Source organism: Aquiflexum balticum DSM 16537 (genome assembly GCF_900176595.1).
GTDB lineage: Bacteria > Bacteroidota > Bacteroidia > Cytophagales > Cyclobacteriaceae > Aquiflexum > Aquiflexum balticum.
Map to the genome: position 1 here is coordinate 1148444 of NZ_LT838813.1, position 19045 is coordinate 1167488.

General features: G+C 40.7%; 11 protein-coding genes. 5 read left to right on the plus strand and 6 right to left on the minus strand.

Annotated elements, in window-relative coordinates:
- The first annotated feature begins 24 nt into the window (after window positions 1–24).
- Window positions 25–2550: a M14 family zinc carboxypeptidase gene (locus B9A52_RS05115; protein ID WP_084119285.1), complete on the plus strand. Its 2526-nt coding sequence runs from the start codon at window positions 25–27 to the stop codon at window positions 2548–2550.
- Between the two features lie 189 nt (window positions 2551–2739).
- Here the strand turns inward: B9A52_RS05115 and B9A52_RS05120 are convergent, their stop codons facing one another.
- The 5 genes from B9A52_RS05120 to mfd form a co-directional block, all read right to left on the minus strand.
- Window positions 2740–6396 (minus strand): ABC transporter permease/M1 family aminopeptidase, encoded by a 3657-nt coding sequence (locus B9A52_RS05120; protein WP_084119286.1) that lies wholly within the window; start codon window positions 6394–6396, stop codon window positions 2740–2742.
- Window positions 6397–6399: 3 nt separating this feature from the next.
- A complete protein-coding gene (locus B9A52_RS05125) occupies window positions 6400–7287 on the minus strand; it encodes an ABC transporter ATP-binding protein (protein ID WP_084119287.1) in 888 nt (295 codons plus the stop codon).
- 525 nt (window positions 7288–7812) lie between these two features.
- The gene (locus B9A52_RS05130) at window positions 7813–10236 is read right to left on the minus strand and encodes an alpha/beta hydrolase family protein (protein WP_084123399.1); all 2424 of its coding nucleotides are present in this window, start codon (window positions 10234–10236) and stop codon (window positions 7813–7815) included.
- Window positions 10237–10408: 172 nt separating this feature from the next.
- Complete coding sequence (gldJ, locus tag B9A52_RS05135; RefSeq protein WP_084119288.1) at window positions 10409–11635, minus strand: gliding motility lipoprotein GldJ; 1227 nt, start codon at window positions 11633–11635, stop codon at window positions 10409–10411.
- Window positions 11636–11813: 178 nt separating this feature from the next.
- Window positions 11814–15167 carry a transcription-repair coupling factor gene (gene mfd / locus B9A52_RS05140; protein ID WP_084123400.1) on the minus strand — a complete coding sequence of 1118 codons (3354 nt, stop codon included), beginning with the start codon at window positions 15165–15167 and terminating at the stop codon, window positions 11814–11816.
- Window positions 15168–15309: 142 nt separating this feature from the next.
- On the opposite strand from mfd, the gene B9A52_RS05145 reads away from it, so the two are divergent.
- The 4 genes from B9A52_RS05145 (at window position 15310) to B9A52_RS05160 (ending at window position 18490) form a co-directional block, all read left to right on the plus strand.
- A complete protein-coding gene (locus B9A52_RS05145) occupies window positions 15310–15918 on the plus strand; it encodes a cytochrome c oxidase subunit 3 (RefSeq protein WP_084119289.1) in 609 nt (202 codons plus the stop codon).
- Between the two features lie 57 nt (window positions 15919–15975).
- The gene (gene hflK / locus B9A52_RS05150) at window positions 15976–16953 is read left to right on the plus strand and encodes an FtsH protease activity modulator HflK (protein WP_084119290.1); all 978 of its coding nucleotides are present in this window, start codon (window positions 15976–15978) and stop codon (window positions 16951–16953) included.
- Window positions 16950–17888 carry a protease modulator HflC gene (gene hflC / locus B9A52_RS05155; RefSeq protein WP_084119291.1) on the plus strand — a complete coding sequence of 313 codons (939 nt, stop codon included), beginning with the start codon at window positions 16950–16952 and terminating at the stop codon, window positions 17886–17888. The genes hflK and hflC overlap by 4 nt, the downstream gene beginning before the upstream one ends.
- A 164-nt stretch (window positions 17889–18052) precedes the next feature.
- Window positions 18053–18490: an SRPBCC family protein gene (locus tag B9A52_RS05160; RefSeq protein WP_084119292.1), complete on the plus strand. Its 438-nt coding sequence runs from the start codon at window positions 18053–18055 to the stop codon at window positions 18488–18490.
- Between the two features lies 1 nt (window position 18491).
- Here the strand turns inward: B9A52_RS05160 and B9A52_RS05165 are convergent, their stop codons facing one another.
- Entirely contained in the window at window positions 18492–18962 is a 471-nt protein-coding gene (locus B9A52_RS05165) for a Fur family transcriptional regulator (RefSeq protein ID WP_084119293.1), read from the minus strand.
- Window positions 18963–19045: the final 83 nt, after the last annotated feature.

Genomic DNA, 19045 nt, shown 5'->3' on the forward strand with positions numbered 1-19045 from the left:
TTCCCGGCTCAAATATCAAATTCTATGAAAAAAATATACAGCTTGGTTTTTGCCCTTTTTCTGGCAATCACAACCTTTGCCCAAAAAAGCCCGGAGGAATTTCTTGGGTACAAAATGGGAGACCGATTTACACCCCATCACCGTGTAGTGGATTATTTTGAGCACTTAGCAGCTACCCTGCCCAATGTCAAATTGGTATATTATGGGGAAAGCTACGAAAACAGACCACTTTTTATAGCGATAGTTTCCACGCCTGAAAATATCAACAATCTTGAAAATATCCGGATGGACAACCTCAAAAGAACAGGAATGGTAGAAGGTACCCCTACTACCAAAGTTGCCCTGAACTGGATGCAATACAATGTGCACGGGAATGAGGCTGTGGCTACAGAAGCGGCGATGACTACTTTTTGGCAAATTGCCGATCCCTCGAATAGCCAATCCAAAGAATGGCTGCAAAATCAGGTCTTGGTCATTGACCCTTGCGCCAATCCGGACGGAAAAGAAAGGTACACCGTTTGGTACAACCAAAAGCAAAACGCAAGATTGCAGCCTGACCCACAGTCCATGGAGCACTTTGAGCCTTGGCCGGGAGGAAGACCAAATCATTATATGATCGACCTCAACAGGGATTGGGCTTGGCAGACACAAAAAGAAACCGTACAGCGTATCGAACTTTATCACCAATGGATGCCACACCTGTTTGTGGACTACCATGAGCAAGGAATTGACTCTCCGTTTTATTTTGCACCTGCTGCAAAGCCATTGCATGAGCAACTTTCTCCATTCCAACTCGAATTCCAAACGCTGTACGGCAAAAACACAGCAGCAAAATTTGATGAACAGGGCTGGTTTTATTTTACCAAAGAAAGATTTGACCTGCTTTATCCCGCTTATGGAGATACTTGGCCAACCTACAATGGTGCCATTGGGATGACAATCGAAAAAGGTGGTTCGGGCCGTGCAGGTTTGGGCATGTTGAATGCCCTTGGTGATACCGTGACCCTTAAAGAAAGAATAGAACATCAGCATGTGGCAGGAATCTCCGCCGTGGAGGTCACCGCTCAAAATGCTGCTAAATTGGCTGATGAGTTTGCCAATTACTTCAAATCCAACAGCAGCAGCCCTAGGGCTAAATACAAAAGTTTTGTCATCAAAGGAGACCAAAATCCGGAAAGGGTCCATGCACTTTTGGAACTTCTGGACAAAAACAAAATCCAATATGGATTTGCGGGTAACCGTTCAGGACTGAAAGGGCTTGATTATTCCAGTGGAAAAACTGCCACTTTCTCCACTACAGACAAGGATATCATCGTGAATGCCTACCAACCTAAATCTGTGTTGACACAGGTTTTGTTTGAACCCGAGGCTACGCTTCAGGACAGTATCACCTATGACATCACAAGTTGGGCCTTGCCATATTCTTATGGTGTGCAGGCATATGCGCTTGAGAACAGATTGGATGCTGCCAAGAAATATGAAAAAACAGCCTTTAATGCCAATACCGTCAATGGAAAGCCCTTGGCATACCTTGCTCCTTGGAACGCCACAAAGCATCCACAATTTTTGGCAGCCCTACTGAATGATAAAATCCGTGTGAGATTTGCGGAATATGCTTTTGAATTGGAAGGAAAAAGTTATCCTTCCGGTACCTTGATTATCCACAGAAATGGCAATCAGTATGTATCGGATTATGACCAAAAGGTGGTAAATGCAGCTAACAAATTTGAAATCACTTTAAACCCAACCAATTCCGCTTATGTGGACAAAGGAAAGGATTTCGGTTCCTCTGATGTCAAAGCAATCGTAGCCCCTAAAGTGGCACTTTTGGGTGGTCATGCGGTTTCCTCATTGAATTTTGGAGAGCTTTGGTATTTCTTTGAGCAGGAACTTGATTATCCGATCAGTATTTTGGATGCCGACAACCTGGCACGATTTGATTTGACCAAATACAATGTCATTTTGATGCCTTCAAGCCGGGGTGGGGCTATTTCTGAAAATAACCTCAAAAAAGTATTGGAATGGGTAAAGGCGGGTGGAAAACTCATCGCCTTTGAAAATGCCCTGAACACTTTTGCCGACAAAGAAGGTTTTGACCTGAGCAGGTATGATACTGAGGAGGAGAAAAAAGCAGCTGAAAAAGAGCAGAAAGAAATACAGAATGTAGAAAGATTGGAGCCTTACCAAGAAAGGGAAAGGATGGGGATTTCCACCACTGCCGCAGGAGCTATATACGAATTGAAAATCGATGAATCCCATCCGCTTGGTTTCGGATTGGGTGGAAAGTTCTATACTCTGAAAAATAACGGCTCCAGATATTCTTACCTGGACAGGGGCGTCAATGTAGGAATTATCCCCAACAACGAAGCGTACAGATTCGGATACATCGGAATCAAAATCAAACCCAAAATGGCCCAATCCATGGTCTATGGTGTAGAGAATCAAGGCAGGGGACAAATCGTCTACATGGCGGATAACCCCATGTTCCGTTCCTTCTGGGAAAGCGGCAAGCTCTTGATTTCCAACGCTATATTCTTTGTAGGCCAGTAAAACTTTGAGGGTTGGTAAAACCCTCAAAGAATTTCAATTGAAATACCCTGGTATTTCTAAAAAAAAAGACCATTGGGGTTTTAAACTCCCTCAATGGTCTTCTTATTTTAACAGGCCACTTTTTACAAATAAATGGCGTTTTATACGAAACCTTTGGTGTCAAAAAATAAACCCCAAAGATTAACTTTTCTAATTCACAGTCACATTGACCACATTGTCATCGGGTATCCTGTCAATAAGCTTGTTGTAGGGGTCAATTCCTGCTTTCACAGGAACACCTCCTTGTACTTTGACCTGAATTTTGTTTTCACCGGGAGTTATTTTGTGTTTTTGGATATACAATGGATTAGTTCGATTACGCCCATTTTCATCTTTATCCTCGGCGGCAAAAATCCCGATATCCAGATAATCCCCATCATAAATAGCCGGTGTTTCCCGACCAAGACTGTCTGCATACAATTTCTGCGAGGAAAGCATCAAGGTGACCAAGTACTCCTCTTCCCCGGTCTTTTCAGCCGTGGTCTCTATCACTTTATTTTCATAAAGAGTAATTTTGTTCCAGGTGTCATCCAGGAAATAATGAAGAGAATCTGGCGTGTGGTCAGTCAAATACCTGAGTAAATCAGAACTACCAGCAAAAGGAGGCGTTTCTTTCAGCCCAAACTCTCCCACAAAACTTTTTAAAGCTGAATCTATAGCCTCATCCCCAATATAATCTCTCAAAGCATAAAGCACCAAGGCACCTTTTTGATACCAGATATATCCGCGGTCTGCATTGATGAAGGCATTTTCCTTTTTGCTTTCACCGGACCTGCCTCTAAGGTATCCGTCCAATTCCTCTTTGAGAAAGCGCTTCATATTGTCCTTGCCATAAGCCCTTTCGGTCAAAATCAGAGCTGAATATTCAGCCAAAGCTTCTGAAATCAAATTTGAGCCTCTTGTATAGTTCGGCGCAATCTGATGACCCCACCATTGGTGGGCCAACTCATGGGCTGTTACAAAATACACATAATCAAAGCTGTTTGGATCGCTGAAATCAGCTACCCAACCGAAACTTTCAGAAAAAGGAACGGTGTTGGGAAAAGACTGTGCAAAACCTGCATACCGTGGGAATTCCAAAATCCGCATTTGCCGGAACTGGAAAGGACTGTATTTTTCTGAGAAATACACTAACCCGTCTTTGTAAGCTGCCAAAAACCTGTCGAGGTTAAAGGTATGCCTGGGATGATGATAAATTTCAATGGCTACTTTTTTTCCATCCGGCAGCGCTACCTCATCCAACAGCACTTCATAATCTGCTGATACAATAGAAAAGAAATACTGTATTGGTGTATCCTGCATGTAATGGAAATACCTTCTTCCGTTTTCTGTCCATTCCTTCTGCAGATATCCCGGCACCACTGCAATTTGATCGGGAGAAGTACTTACTACCGCTTCAAAATTTACAAAATCAGCATCCTGAGAAAATAGCAGATTCCGCAACCCGAAAGGATCATCATGTTTAGGAAGATCTGTATCCTTGGGCCCTAAATCATATTTTCTTCTGGTTTCATCCGAACTCAGTTCCAGGGATTCATTATAGCCGAAGCTTGGCAAGAATGCACTGGTAAAGGTCCCGTTGTGGACAAGGTCTCTTCCATATCCCGAATTGGGAAAACCTTCATTGATCAAATTGGCCAAAACCTGAATCTGCAAAGTGTCTCCAGGCTGCATGGTTTGTGGCAAGGGAAGAATTTTATACCAATGCTTCTGCTCATATTTATTTAAAATATCAAATTTCCGCTTGTCATGACTCAAAGGAAATCTATATTCCATTACCTTTCCATCAAGTAGTATGTCAAAATTGGAAAGCGAAGTGGAATGCATATGCAGGGAATCAATGGGACTATCTGTTTTATTTACAATTGTCAAGTCCAATTTAAAATCTGCTTTCCTTTCTTCCGGATAAACATCTGCTGTCAAAAAAACCGAAACAACTTTAGGCTGAGGTATAAACTGATATTGTTTCAGTTGCTTCTCATAATCGGCAGTTCTTTTTTCACCCTCCCGAATAGTCAGGTAACCATTATCATACACTACTGATTGATAAATGAAAGCACCTGAACCAATTGCTATTAAAAGAAAAACCAAAGAGAGTTTGATAACAGGGGAACTCAGACGCTGTTTTGCTATTTTCCACCTACTGGAAAAATTTGTCTCAGAACCGCGGGTAAAGAAAATACTGAAGAACAAAACCAAAAACAGTCCAAAAGCTGTCCAATACAGGTTAAACCAAAATAGTGATTTACCCAAATGGCCCAAGCCATTCATATCTGACCAAATGTAGCCCGGCTTGTAAGAGAACTTAAACATGGTAAAATTGACCTTGGCCAAGTCCAATACCAAACCAATCACTACCCAAACTGCAATGCTTGCAGCATGACCGGCAAATTTATTATTGAAAATCAGGTGTACTGCAAATACCAACATAACCATTTGCAGGTAATCCGGATAGGTGATCAACAAGCTATCTATCAGATAAATATCAAAGTCAAACAAAAAATACCCCTTCAATATTTGGACAATAATTCCTACCGGAATGGGAATAATGGCCAAAATGAAAGTTACAACAGCCATAGCCAAAAACTTGGAAGTCAACATCACACTATCTTTGACCGGAAAAGTATCACTGATAATCGCATAACCCGAGGACTGACTCCTGTGGATGGATTCTCCGGTGAAGAAAACAATGATGATAAATACAAAAAGGTTGTAGTCAAAGCCTTTGAACTCCATCAAAAAACTGGTAACCGGAAAATTAGATACACTGTATATCGTATTGCCAATCCAGAAATCCAATGCCAGGAAGATAGCTCCGCCAAGTAAGATAGATCTGAAATAAATGTCTTTGAGGATATTACTTACCTCTATTTTACTCAAAGCTACTAAGCTTAACCATTGATATTTTCGGGAAAAATCAGGGAATACCCTGACTTGGGAAGGGGCTTGGTAAATTTCCTCTTTTTCTGATTTTTTTGGCCCTTTAAGTCTTTCCTGAAAGAAATAAGTAAAACTAAACTTCCAATAAGCTGCTACAAAAAACAGCAATCCCGCTAAAGACCAAATCACTCTATTCAACAACAGGTTGCCCTGAAGTGGTAAGACAAATGTGTTTTGCTCAAAAGGGGTCAGGTATCTTGTTTCATAATTGAATGTATTCAGGGCAAAAGGATCAAGCAGCTGAACCAGGTCTTTATTTTCAATATCCTGGGCCAAAAAACTTGAAAATAAGTAGGCAATAAATAATAAAATTCCCCCGGAATAAATGGATTTGATATTTCGAGTAAAAATAATCAGGGCAAAGAAAAGCGTTCCTGCAATCCACATATTGGGCAGCACCAAAGTCAGCCAAGGTTGAATATAATTGATGAACACATGGGGACCATAGCGTTCAGCTTCTGTCCAGCCTGTAGCCGCACCTATCAGACTACCAAAATAGATCCCGAACATGACTCCGGTTGTGATAAACAGCAGTACCACAAAAGAACCCAAAAACCGGCCCATGAAATATGCCGCTTTAGTAAGGGGATAACTGAACATGAAAGTTCCTGTTTTGTGTTCCAAGTCCCTGTAAATCGGGACTCCCATGATGGCTGATGCCAACAAAACGCCGAAAATCGAAATGATTGATTGAAGTGAAGCAATTACATATGGAGAGTTATGATAGACTTTTTCAGAAGCAGGTGTAAAACCTCCACCAAACAGCAAAAACGCAATGGCAAATAACATCCCGAAATAGGCATAAGTCGCCGGTCTGGAAAACCTATACCTGATTTCAAATTTGAAAATATTCCAAAAATCCTGCATAGCTTACAAAGTTATGGGGTCCACTTTTTGAGAAATGTAACTGAAATACACGTCTTCCAGATTGGTAACCGTCGGCACAAAACCACTTCCGGGTTCGGTTTCGCTTTTGATCCTAAGACTCAATTTTCCCTCTTTCAATTGGGTAGATATTACATCAAACTGACCTTTGTATTGAGATAGGTCTTCTTTGGCAATACTTTTTTGGTAAATCTGTCCTTCCAACTCACTGATTCCGTCGGAGGGCTTCCCTTGCATTAAAACCTCACCCAAGCAAATAATAGCCATTTGTGAACAAAGTGTACTCACGTCCTCCACAATATGGGTAGATAAAATGACGATGGTGTTTTCACCCAATTCGCTCAGCAAATTGTAAAACCTGTTCCTTTCAGAAGGATCCAATCCTGCTGTAGGTTCATCCACGATAATCAGTGAAGGATTCCCTGCCAATGCCTGGGCAATTCCAAATCTTTGCCTCATTCCTCCTGAAAAAGTACCTAAGGCCTTTTTTCTATCCTTATATAAGTTGACCTTGTTCAAGAGCGAATTCACCAGGTCTTTTCTTTTAGATTTATTGATTACGCCCTTCATTTGAGCAATATGGTCCAACATGACTTCGGCTGATATTCTAGGGTATAGACCAAAATCCTGGGGTAGGTAGCCCAATTTTTCCCGAAGGCGCTGCTTATCATGTAAGACATCAAGGTCGTCCAAGAATACAGATCCTGAATCTGCATCCTGAAGGGTAGCGATGGTTCGCATCAAGGTAGATTTGCCGGCCCCATTTGGGCCTAAAAGACCGAACATCCCCTGATGGATATGTAAGGAAATGTCGTTGAGCGCCTTCACTCCATTTGGATAGGTCTTGGAAAGATTTTGAATTATGAGTTCCATATTGAATAAGTTGTGGTGAATATTTATAAATTAAAGTTTTAAAATAAGATGTAAAAAATAAAATCTATATAAATTATCCGTTTAATATCCATTTAACAATAAAAAATTTTGTTGTTTGATTCAAAAACGGACATTTTTAATTTTTGTCCTTTTAGCTTAAATAGTAATCCACAATGACCCGAAGGTAAAAAATACCCGCCAAGGAATTTGCTCCTAGACTCAAACCACCTATAACAAAAAAACCTTCGGGGTCTAAAAAAGACCCCAAAGGTTGAATCGATTTTTAAGTCTTGTGTCTTACTTCTTAAATCTTACGTCTATGGTCTATCCTTCCCGTTATCCGAAGCTTGTAGCTTCGGATCATTGAGTTTAGAGCCTCTGGCTCTAGTTTTTGCTTTCCCGATCAGGACAGGACTTTGGTGCTTGACTCAAACCACCTATCACAAAAAAACCTTCGGGGTCTAAAAAAGACCCCAAAGGTTTAATAGTGCTTATGTCTTGCGTCTTCCGTCTTAAATCTTACGTCTATGGTTTATTCTTCACATACTTTTCCAACCAGGAATTCATCTCCCACAAAGTATGCAAAATGGATTCTTTGGCGGCATAGCCGTGACTTTCATGAGGTAAGAAAACCAAACGTGTGGTCGCACCATGACCTTTCAGGGCATTGTAATAGCGCTCGGATTGAATGGGGAAAGTACCGGAGTTGTTGTCTGCCTCACCATGAATCAACAATATTGGTGTTTTGACTTTATTGGCATTCATAAAAGGAGACATAGTATTATAGACATCCGGCGCCTCCCAATAGGATCTTTGCTCATACTGAAAACCAAAAGGCGTCAAGGTACGGTTGTAAGCACCACTTCTGGCAATTCCGGCCGCAAATAAGTCTGAATAAGAAAGCAGGTTGGCAGTCATAAAGGCGCCATAAGAATGGCCTCCTACAGCTATTTTACTTCTATCCCCAACTCCGGCACCAACAATATAATCAATGGCTGCCTCTGCATTGGCTACCAATTGCTCCACAAAAAAGTCATTCGGTTCTTCATCCCCTTCGCCTACTATGGGCATTTCGGTTTGGTCCATAATTGCATAACCTTGGGTTACCCAATAAATCGGAGAACCCCAACTCAATCTGGTAAACTGATATTTGGAACCCCTTACCTGTGCAGCATCTGCAGCAGATTTGTATTCTCTGGGATAAGCCCACATCAGAACGGGCAATCTTCCGTCTTTGGCAGGGTCATATCCTTCGGGAGTATACAACGTAGCAGACAAATCCAATCCATCTTTTCTCTTGTATTTCACCAAGGATTTATTGATGCCTTTAAGAGACTCATAAGGATGGACAAAATCAGTAATTTGCCTTGGTGCAATTCGCTTGCGGGTATTGACAATCCAGTAATTTGGCTGTAGGTCAGTGCTTTCTTTGAGTGTTACAAATTCTGTTGCGTCTGCATTCAGGACCTTAACCACCCTTTCGAAATACGGGGCCTGACTTCTCCAAAGGATTTTTTCGGTTTTGGTTTTTGTATTGTAGGCTGAAAGATAAGGCATATCTCCATCAGGACCTCCGCCGGAAGAAGTCATATAAACATCGTCTCCTTTTCTCAAAATCACATTTCTTCCAAAATCATTGACTGTAAAAACCGGACTTCCGGGATCATTGTAGCGGTCATCAGAAGATCTTTCGATAATCACGGTCCCTTTGTCACCGGGATTGGAAGGGTCAATTCTATGAACACGAACCTGCCTGGTAGCTGACCAACTCTCATTCAGCAGAGCAAAATTATCGTCTGACCAAAAAATGCCTCTAAATCTATAAGCAATACCCGCCAATTTTTTTGGTGAAGTAGTGAAGGGTACTTCCAGTGAATAGATGATTTCTCTTTCATCTATCTTGACTTTCGGGTCTCCTCCATCCTGTGCTTCTACCCAATAAAGAGTTGCCGGTTTATCAGCCCTCCAATTGATAGATCTTGGTCCAGTAACTGTGGCATCAAAGCCTGTAGGTCTTACCTCGTCCAAAGGAATTTGGGCCAAAGTTTTCACTTTATTGCCTTTGATATCCCAAATCTCTACATCATACGGAAAACGGGAAGCAGGCACCAAATAAGAAAATGGCTTTTGGATAAGATCCACCACGATGTAATTACCATCAGGTGAAAGATCAACTGATTTGATCATGCCTGACTTTCCAACGGCCTGCTTATTGCCTTGAAGGTCAATCAACATCAACTGAGAATCCATAAAATAAGTCAATAAAGCCTCATCATGAGGATTACTCAACAAATCCTGATAGGTTCTTGATGGGGCTGCATTTCCGGAAGTTTCCTGAATAATCGGACCGGAAGGTGCCAAAGGAGCAACAGGCATCTGACCTCTTTTGGGATTTATGGCTTTCAGCAAAATCTTATTGTCCGGAGTCCAGGATATAGTGGAACCATAAGTGGCATTAACAATTTCATCCGTCAATTTTTTGGCTTCATAGGTGGTAAGGTCCACGACCCAAAGGCTGATTCCTTTATTGGTAGTATTGGTAACAGCTGCAAATTTTTCATCCTTGGAAAGAGAAATCTCTCCCAGTTTAGGATTATTTGGAAGGCCTTTGATGGCTTGCTGCTGACCCGTTTTGGTGTTTTTTACCATCACATTGTAGAAACTCCCCGATCTTGATGGGCCATTTGTTGCCGGATTGATTCTTATTCCTCCTATTCGGAGTTCGGGTTGCGCCAAATCTTCAATGGAGGGATTGTCTGCTCTTTCCAAAAGCAGCATCAAATCTCCCGAACGGCTAAAACTGACTGTCGGAGTCAAAGGCGCATTGACTAAATCAGCTATCGCTTGCGGAGGGGTCTGATAGGGAAGGGCTTCCTGTGCCTGACAGATGCCCACCATGAGCAAACAGTAAGCTGATAGAAAAAAGGATATTTTCAGTATTTTTTTCATGAGCATAGTAGTAAGTTTAGTTGTACCGAAATTAGATCAATTGCCTTCAATATAAGTGAAATTTTAGGTATTTGGTTTTTAAACTTGGATGGGTGGTCTTAAACCAAGGAAGAGTCAAAAAAAAAGGAGCCTTTGAGAGGCTCCTGTTTAAATTCTATAAAGACAAACTATTTTATTTTCCTTCACCTCCGATGGAGATCATCGCGCATCTGAAACCGATGTGGTTTGTGGCGGAATCCTGATGGATAAATCTTCTGGTACCCGGCGCAAGCCAATAGGCCATGTCTCTCCAGGAACCACCTTTATAGACTCTGTAGTCATCAGTGATCAATGTTGTTCCATAAGTTTCCTCCTCATCGAAAATTCCGTCTTTTCTTAAGGGGTTTAAGTCATCAAAATCCTGGTAAGATAATGGTCTGTAAACATCCTGTACCCATTCGTTGACATTACCTGCCATATTGTATAACCCAAAGTCATTGGGAGGGAAATCATAAACGTTTGTTGGGAGAATTTCTCCATCATTGGAATTGGTTCCTGCAATACCGGCATAATCACCACGTCCTCTTTTGAAGTTGGCAAGGAAATCACCTTGCTTGCCTTTTCTTTTGACATTATATGGATTTCTAACTCCCCTTCCATCCCAAGGATAGATTCTTCCGTACTCTTGATTTTCATCCATGTATTGCGTTCCGATCATGGCTTTGGCTGCATATTCCCATTCCGCCTCACTGGGCAGTCGGTATTCTGCAAAAGCAACTCCTCTTTCAATCAACTGGTTTTTAGTAAAAGAACTGTCGATTTCATTTTTTTGTCTGATAAGATCAGATACAAATTCCGTTCTCCATTTGGCATACACATTAGCCTGAGTCCATGAAACACCTGCTACAGGATAAAAATTGAATCCTGGAAATCTGAAATAATATGTATCATAAACATCATTATAGGATAAAGCACCTGCCCATACGCCTTCTTGAGGTTCCAATTTCTGGATAGAGTCTGCACTGACCTTTTTCTTCATATGAAAAAGGAATTCCCTATAGTCATTATTGGTGATTTCTGTTTCATCCATGAAAAATGAGGCAATTGTCACTGTTCTTTCGGCATTATCCCTGAAAGCCATGACATCTTGTTCCTGAGAACCCAATACTGCACGACCACCCTGAATGTATTTCAGATTGGGTCCGATTTCTTGCTTGGCAAGTCTTGTTACCAAGAATTGCGTACTGTCTTTTGAAGCATCAAAGCTGTATTCCGCCCCTGTGGTAGGGCTTGCTTTGCCGGGCTTTGCAGCAGTCCTTCTGCCGTACCCGGGAGTTTTGTTACAGGAACTAAGGAATGCCCCCACAATAATCAATGCGGAAGCCAAAATCAAACCTGTTTTGTTATTTCTAAAAACCATAATTGTAGAGTATTTTTATGCACAAATAGAACGCTAATATATAATCATTAATATCTTATCACAATAATTTTTTTTGTACCCTCCCATATAGAAAATGGGATTTTTGCGGGATTGTAGCAAATAATACAATTATTTTGAGAGGAAAGACAAATAAGCCCTGATGTAAAATTTTCAGTTTTTATGAATTTTTCATTCCCAAAAGCCATTTTTTCGCATTTTCTATGGTATTTACCTCATTGATAATGAGGATTAAGCGGTTCTTGGCCTCTTTGATTTTGCAGTATTTACCCTGCTTTTGAATAAACGCTAATATCTTGCCAAAGGTATCTGACTTGAAATATTTTTCCTTTTCTGATGGCAAAAAGTAGCATTTCATCATATGGTTTTTGATTACGAGTTTCTCAAATCCCAGCTCTTCTGCTATCCATCGCAGGCGAACTGTTTCAAACAAGTCTTCCACTGTTTTTGGTATCGGTCCAAACCTATCCCTTATCGATTGGATATAAGCGAGGAGTTCAGACTCTTTTTTGATATTGTCCAATTTGGAATAAAGGCTAAGTCTTTCTGAGATGTTGCTGACGTAGGTTTCCGGTATCAGCAATTCCAGGTCTGTCTCAATCACACAATCCTGTACCAATACCTGTACTTTTTCTTTTAGATCGATTTCAAAGAGTTCGGCAAATTCATTCTCCTTCAATTCCTGTACAGCTTCATCAAGTATCTTATGGTACATTTCAAAACCCAGGTCGGTGATAAAGCCACTTTGTTCAGCCCCTAAAAGATTTCCTGCACCACGGATATCCAAATCCCGCATGGCCACCTTGATGCCGTCACCCAAATCTGAAAACTCCTCCAATGTCTGTAGCCTTTTCCTTGCTTCTGCTGTCAAACCTGTGGTGGGAGTTGTCAGTAAATAACAAAAGGCCTTTTTATTGCTTCTTCCCACTCGGCCCCGCATCTGGTGCAGATCACTCAAGCCAAACATATGGGCCCTGTTGATGATAATGGTATTTGCATTGGGGATATCCAAGCCGGATTCAATGATATTGGTAGACACCAAAATATCATATTCACCCTCAATGAATTTGACCATGATATTTTCCAGCTTCTTGCCATCCATCTGACCATGTGCTGCGGCCACTCTAGCCTCAGGGACCAATCTTAAAATCAGATTGGCAATAGCATCTATTTCCCCTACCCGATTATGGACAAAAAATACCTGACCACCTCTTCTCAGTTCAAACGATATGGCATCACGGATGACTTCCTCTTTAAATGTATGTATCTCGGTAGTTACGGGTTGACGGTTGGGCGGCGGTGTAGCAATTACAGAAAGATCCCTTGCACCCATCAATGAAAAATGCAAGGTCCTTGGGATAGGGGTGGCAGTCAAGGTCAACACATCCACATTGACTTTCATTTCCTTTAGTTGGTCTTTGACCTTGACCCCGAACTTTTGCTCTTCGTCTATGACCAATAATCCCAGGTTTTTGAATTTGATGTCCTTATTTACAATTCTGTGTGTCCCTATCAAAATATCAATTTCACCCGTACTGACCTGATTGGTAATTTCCTTTATTTCTTTGGCTGACCTGAAGCGGTTGATATATTCCACTTTGACAGGAAATCCTGCAAGCCTTTCTTTGAAAGTCTGAAAATGCTGCATAGCCAAAATAGTAGTCGGCACCAAGATCGCTACCTGTTTTCTGTCATTCAGGGCTTTGAATGCAGCTCGGATGGCAACTTCGGTTTTTCCAAATCCAACATCCCCACATACCAACCGGTCCATGGGATAACTTTTTTCCATATCTGCTTTGACATCTGCCGTAGCCAATGCCTGGTCCGGGGTATCTTCAAATACAAAAGAACTTTCCAGTTCCACCTGTAAAACCGAATCAGGGGAAAACTGAAAACCCGGCGCACTTTTTCTTTTGGCATAAAGAGCAATCAGGTCTTTGGCAATGTCTTTCACTTTTCCTTTAACTCTCCTTTTCTTGTTTTCCCATTCGGGAGAACCCAATTTGGACATGGCCGGCATGGTTCCTTCCTGTCCGGAATATTTGGAGATTTTATGAAGTGAATGGATGTTGACAAACAGAAGATCGTCATCTCTGAATATCAGACGAACGGCTTCTTGGGATTTCCCGTGCACATCGACTTTTTCCAATCCCGCAAATCTCCCGACACCATAATCTATATGGACAATAAAATCTCCGGGATGAAGGGTTTGGAGTTCCTTGAGCGTTAAGGCTTTGGACTTGCTTGCTTTGGATTTGGTTTTATACTTATGAAACCTTTCAAAAATCTGATGATCGGTATAACAGGCTATTTCCAGGTTTTTATCCACAAAACCCTCTCTCAAACCTATGTGTAATGATTGCACACTGAGCGTTGGATCAAGTTCATTGAATATGTTTTGAAGCCGCTGAATCTGTTTGTCGCTTTCAGAACAGATGATATTCAACCAGCCTTTCTTTTCATTTTCGACCAGATTTTCGACCAATAGGTCAAAGTTTTTATTAAAAGAGGGTTGGGGTTGGGAATTGAAATCAAAGTTTTTTGCTCCTTTAAAATAAAACTTATGACCGAATTCTACTTTTCCAAAGCTTTTCAATTTCAATTCAAAAGCTTCGGCCCCATCAAATAGGTTTTCAGGCTTGAGTAGAAGTTTTTCATTCTCTGTCTTACTGACAATCTGATCAAATTGACCTTTGGCTTTCAGGAAATTTTCTTCAATTACATCAATGGAAAATTGATAATCTTTGAACCAAAGCAAGGTGTCTTTTGGCAAAAACTCCAAAAAGGACTGTCTCTGTTCTTGCAATAACTTCGTCTGAATATTAGGTATAATGCTGATTTGTTCAATTTTGTCCAGAGAAAGCTGTGTTTCCGGGTCAAATGTCCTGATACTCTCTATCTCCTTACCAAAAAGCTCCAACCTAAATGGAAGTTCGTTGGCATACGAAAATATATCCAAAATACCTCCCCGGATAGCAAACTGACCTGCTTCAAAGACAAAGTCTGTTTTTTCAAAATCATAGGTACTGAGCAGTTCAGCAATAAACTCCAAATCAACTTTCTCTCCCACAGAAGCTTTAAAGGTGTTCTCCTTTAAAGACCTTTTGTTGATGACTTTTTCATACAACGCTTCCCCATAGGTGACGATAATCGGGTTTTCCCGTTCCTGGACCAAAATTTTATTCAAGACTTCCGCCCTTTGCAGGACGTTTGCATTCTCAATTTCATCGAACTGATAAGGTCGCTTATAACTTGACGGAAAATAAAAAGTGGAATTTTCCCCCAAAAGCTCCTGAATATCATTGTTGAGGTAGGCGGCTTCCTCCTTGTCGTGGGCCACAATCAGGTGGCAACCACCTATACTCCTAAAAAGTGTGGTAAATACAATGATGTCCAAACTTCCCGAGAGACTTTTCAATTGGTAATCCCCACTCTTGTTGTCAAGAATGGATTTTGCCAAGGTCTGTATGAAGGGATCGTTTTGGTAAAAGGAAAGAAATGATTTTTTTTCCAAAATGGATGGGATTGGATTATTGAGCTGCAAAGGTAGGAAATTGATTTTTAATCTACTTCTCCAAGCCTTTTATCAAATTGTAACGCTTTAACCTGAACCTAAGAGACTTTAAAATGTTTAAGGTATAGAAGTACAAAACTGAATGGAAAAAACAAAAGAAACCTGGTTTCAAAGAATTGAAAACATGCATCCCTATCAGACCCTGATTTATCTTGGGATGTTCGGAAGCGGCCTGATTTTTCTTTTTATGACTGTAGCGTTTTTAGCTTCGGACACCTCTGTCATGGAAGGGGTTAGATTCAAAATGCCAAAATCATTTATTTTAAGCTCGCTGATTATCCTTATCAGTGGCTATACGGTGACCAAAATGATGTTGCATTTTAAGGAAGATGATGTGACCAAGTTAAAAAACAGCTTATTGTTGACATTTTTTCTCGGAATAATCTTTACGGGATTGCAGTTTATGGGCTGGAAAGAACTTGGAGATATGGGTGTTGATTTTCGGGGATTGCCCAGTGGGAGTTTCCTATATGTATTGAGCGGCATTCATATTTTTCATTTGGTGGGTGCCATGATTTTTGCGATCATTATGGTCTATCAATATAGCAGGGTAGAGAAAGACGAAGTCAAGCATTTGATCCTGCTGACCAATCCATTTGAAAAAATGCGTATCCAATTGTTTACAACATATTGGCATTTTATGGATGTGATCTGGCTGACGCTCTTTTTGATTTTTGTACTTACCTTTTAGAAAATAAACCTAATTTCGGTCTTAGATTGAAAATTAACGAATAAACCAATAACAGATATGGCAGAAAACAAATATGAAATCAATATTGATCCGGATTGGATAAAAAAATACCTGGGCCGAATCGTTTTGGGTTTCTTAGTGTTGGTGGCAGCCGTCACAAGCACCAAAACAGTAGGTCCAGAAGAGGAAGGGGTTGTCATTCAACTCGGCAAATACAACAGAACCGTGGATCCAGGCCTTAATTTTATTTTACCCTTTGGCTTGGAGTCTATGTATAAAATTCCGGTACAAAGACAATTGAAACAGGAATTTGGATTCCGGACCACTCAAGCTTCCCAGAGAAGCGAATATTCGAGTGGAGATTATGGGGATGAAAGTATGATGCTCACCGGTGACCTCAACCTGACAGATGTGGAATGGGTCGTTCAGTATAGAATTGTGGATTCATACCGATACCTATTCAGGGTAAGAAATGCCGAAAAGACTCTCCGTGACATGTCAGAAGCATCCATGAGAAAAATAGTAGGAGACAGAACTGTAAATGAAGTGCTTACAGTCGGCCGTCAGGAAGTTGCCACGAGTGTAGAGGTATTATTACAGCAGTTGTGTGATGAATATGAAAACGGAATACGTATCGATCAGGTAGTTTTGCAGGACGTGAATCCTCCGGAACCGGTCAAGCCTTCTTTCAATGCAGTAAATGAGGCCCAACAAGAAAGAGAAACACTGATAAATCAAGCTGAAGCAGAATACAACAGGGTGATCCCCAGGGCAAGAGGTGAGGCACTCGAAACCATTCAGTTGGCAGAGGCTTATGCCCTCAACAGGGTAAACAGAGCGAAAGGTGAATCGGACAGATTCAACTCCCTTTTTGAGGCTTATGTTAAGGCCCCTGAGGTAACCAAGCAGAGAATTTACCTGGAAACAATGGAAAAGATATTGCCGAAAATCGGTAACAAAATCATTGTTGATGAAAAAGGAAACAATGTATTGCCCTTATTGAACATTGACAGAGCTAAAGCCATCAACCCATGAGAACGAAAAGAATAATACTGATAAGTTTGGTTGCAATTACCGTTCTGGTATTGACCAACAGCATATACATACTGGACGAAACGCAACAGGCGATAGTAACCCAATTCGGGAGACCGGTGGGAGAACCAAGGACTGAACCGGGATTGAATTTCAAAATTCCCTTTTTGAACAAGGTACAGTTCTTTGACAAAAGATACCTGGAATGGGATGGGAATAAAAACCAAGTGCCTACCAAAGACAAGAAGTTTATTTTTGTCGATACCTATGCGAGGTGGGAAATCACCAATCCTTTGCAGTTTTTCATCCGCTTGAGAGATGAGCGTTCGGCCCAATCAAGATTGGATGATATTTTGGATGGGGAAACCCGAAATGCCATTGCCAGCCATGATTTATTGGATATTGTCCGTTCTACAAACAGAGACCCTGAAGTCACGGAAGAGTTTATGGAAGAAATTGAAAAATTAGATGATATCTCAGTTGGAAGGGCTTTAATCGAAAAAATAGTTCTGGAAAAAGCCAATGAGAGAACGGCTGATTTGGGGGTCAGAATTTTAGATTTTAAGTTCAAAAGGATGAACTACGTAGATGAGGTAAGGGACCGTGTTTATGACAGGATGATTTCTGAAAGAAACCGGATTGCAGATCAGTTCAGGTCAGAAGGACAGGGTGAAGCCAGGAAAATCGAGGGAGATAAAGAAAGAGACTTGGCTGAAATCCAATCAAATGCATTTAGAGAGGCGGAAGAAATCAAAGGACGTGCAGATGCCGAGGCCACAGATATCTATGCTTCTGCGTACAATAAAAACCGCACAGCTGTAGACCTTTATAAATTTTTGCGGACCATGGAAAGTTTCGAAAAATCAATGGATGAAAACACCAGTATTATCCTTTCGTCAGACAGCGAATTCTTCAAATATCTGAAAAAGCTCAATTAGGATTGAAACTAAAGATCCCAGTCAAATGATTTAAAATCCCGCAGAATTATGATGCCTGCACAGTTTTATGTTAAACAAAAAAATTCGCTGTTGGTTTCAGATATTTCTGCGGGAGTTTTATTGTGAACAGTATGCATCAGCATTATGCATGAAGGATATTCAAGATGAAAATAAATATTGAAACCAAGGTCGACCAGAATTATCTGGCTGTAAAAGAAGGATTTGACGAAACTTTGTTTACCAAGTTAAGTCCTCCTTTTCCACCTGTAAAACTGCTTCGATTTGACGGTTCAAAAAAAGGGGATATCGTCAGTTTAGAGCTCAATTTCCTGTTGTTCAAGCAAAAATGGACGAGTGAAATCATTGAGGACAATACCACATCCAAGGAGTTTTATTTTGTGGATAAGGGAGTGCAACTACCCTTTTTTCTCAAAGAGTGGCGGCACAGGCACCGCCTGATAAAGGTAGGCGAAAATACAGTCATCCGGGATGAAATCACCTACAAAGGTGCGTTTGGGATTTTTACAGTCTTGTTATATCCAGCTTTGTATCTTCAATTCCTTTACCGAAAACCCATCTACAAAAAAATCTTTAAATCCTGAATCAGAGAACAATCAGGTTGTCACAATCAGGAATATGGCAATCTCCATAAAGCACCAAAGAATGACTTGTGATAGCCGATTGAAATTCATTTCCCATGGCTTCCTTGATCAAATTGATTCTTTCATCTGAAAATTCCCTTATTTTTCTGCACTGATTGCACACATGATGATCGTGGTGCTTGTAGGTAAGTGCCTGTTCGTAAAGTGCGACTTTATCTTTAAACTGATGTTTCACTGCCAACCCGCATTCTACCAACAAATCCAGAGTATTGTAAATTGTTGCACGACTGATGGTATAGCCTTTATTTCTCATCAATAAAAACAGTCCTTCAACATCTATGTGTTCATCCTGTGGCAAGGCATATAATTCGTCAATAACAGAATACCTTTCAGGGGTTTTTCTACTTCCCTGTCTGACCAGGAAATTCTCAAAAATTTTTTTTGCTTTTTCTACAATCGCTTTTTCTGCCATGTCTAATAATTCTAAAAAATAAAGATGGGGTATTTTTTAGATTTTTTCAATAATTTAAAGAATGTAACAGTTAGTTACACTAA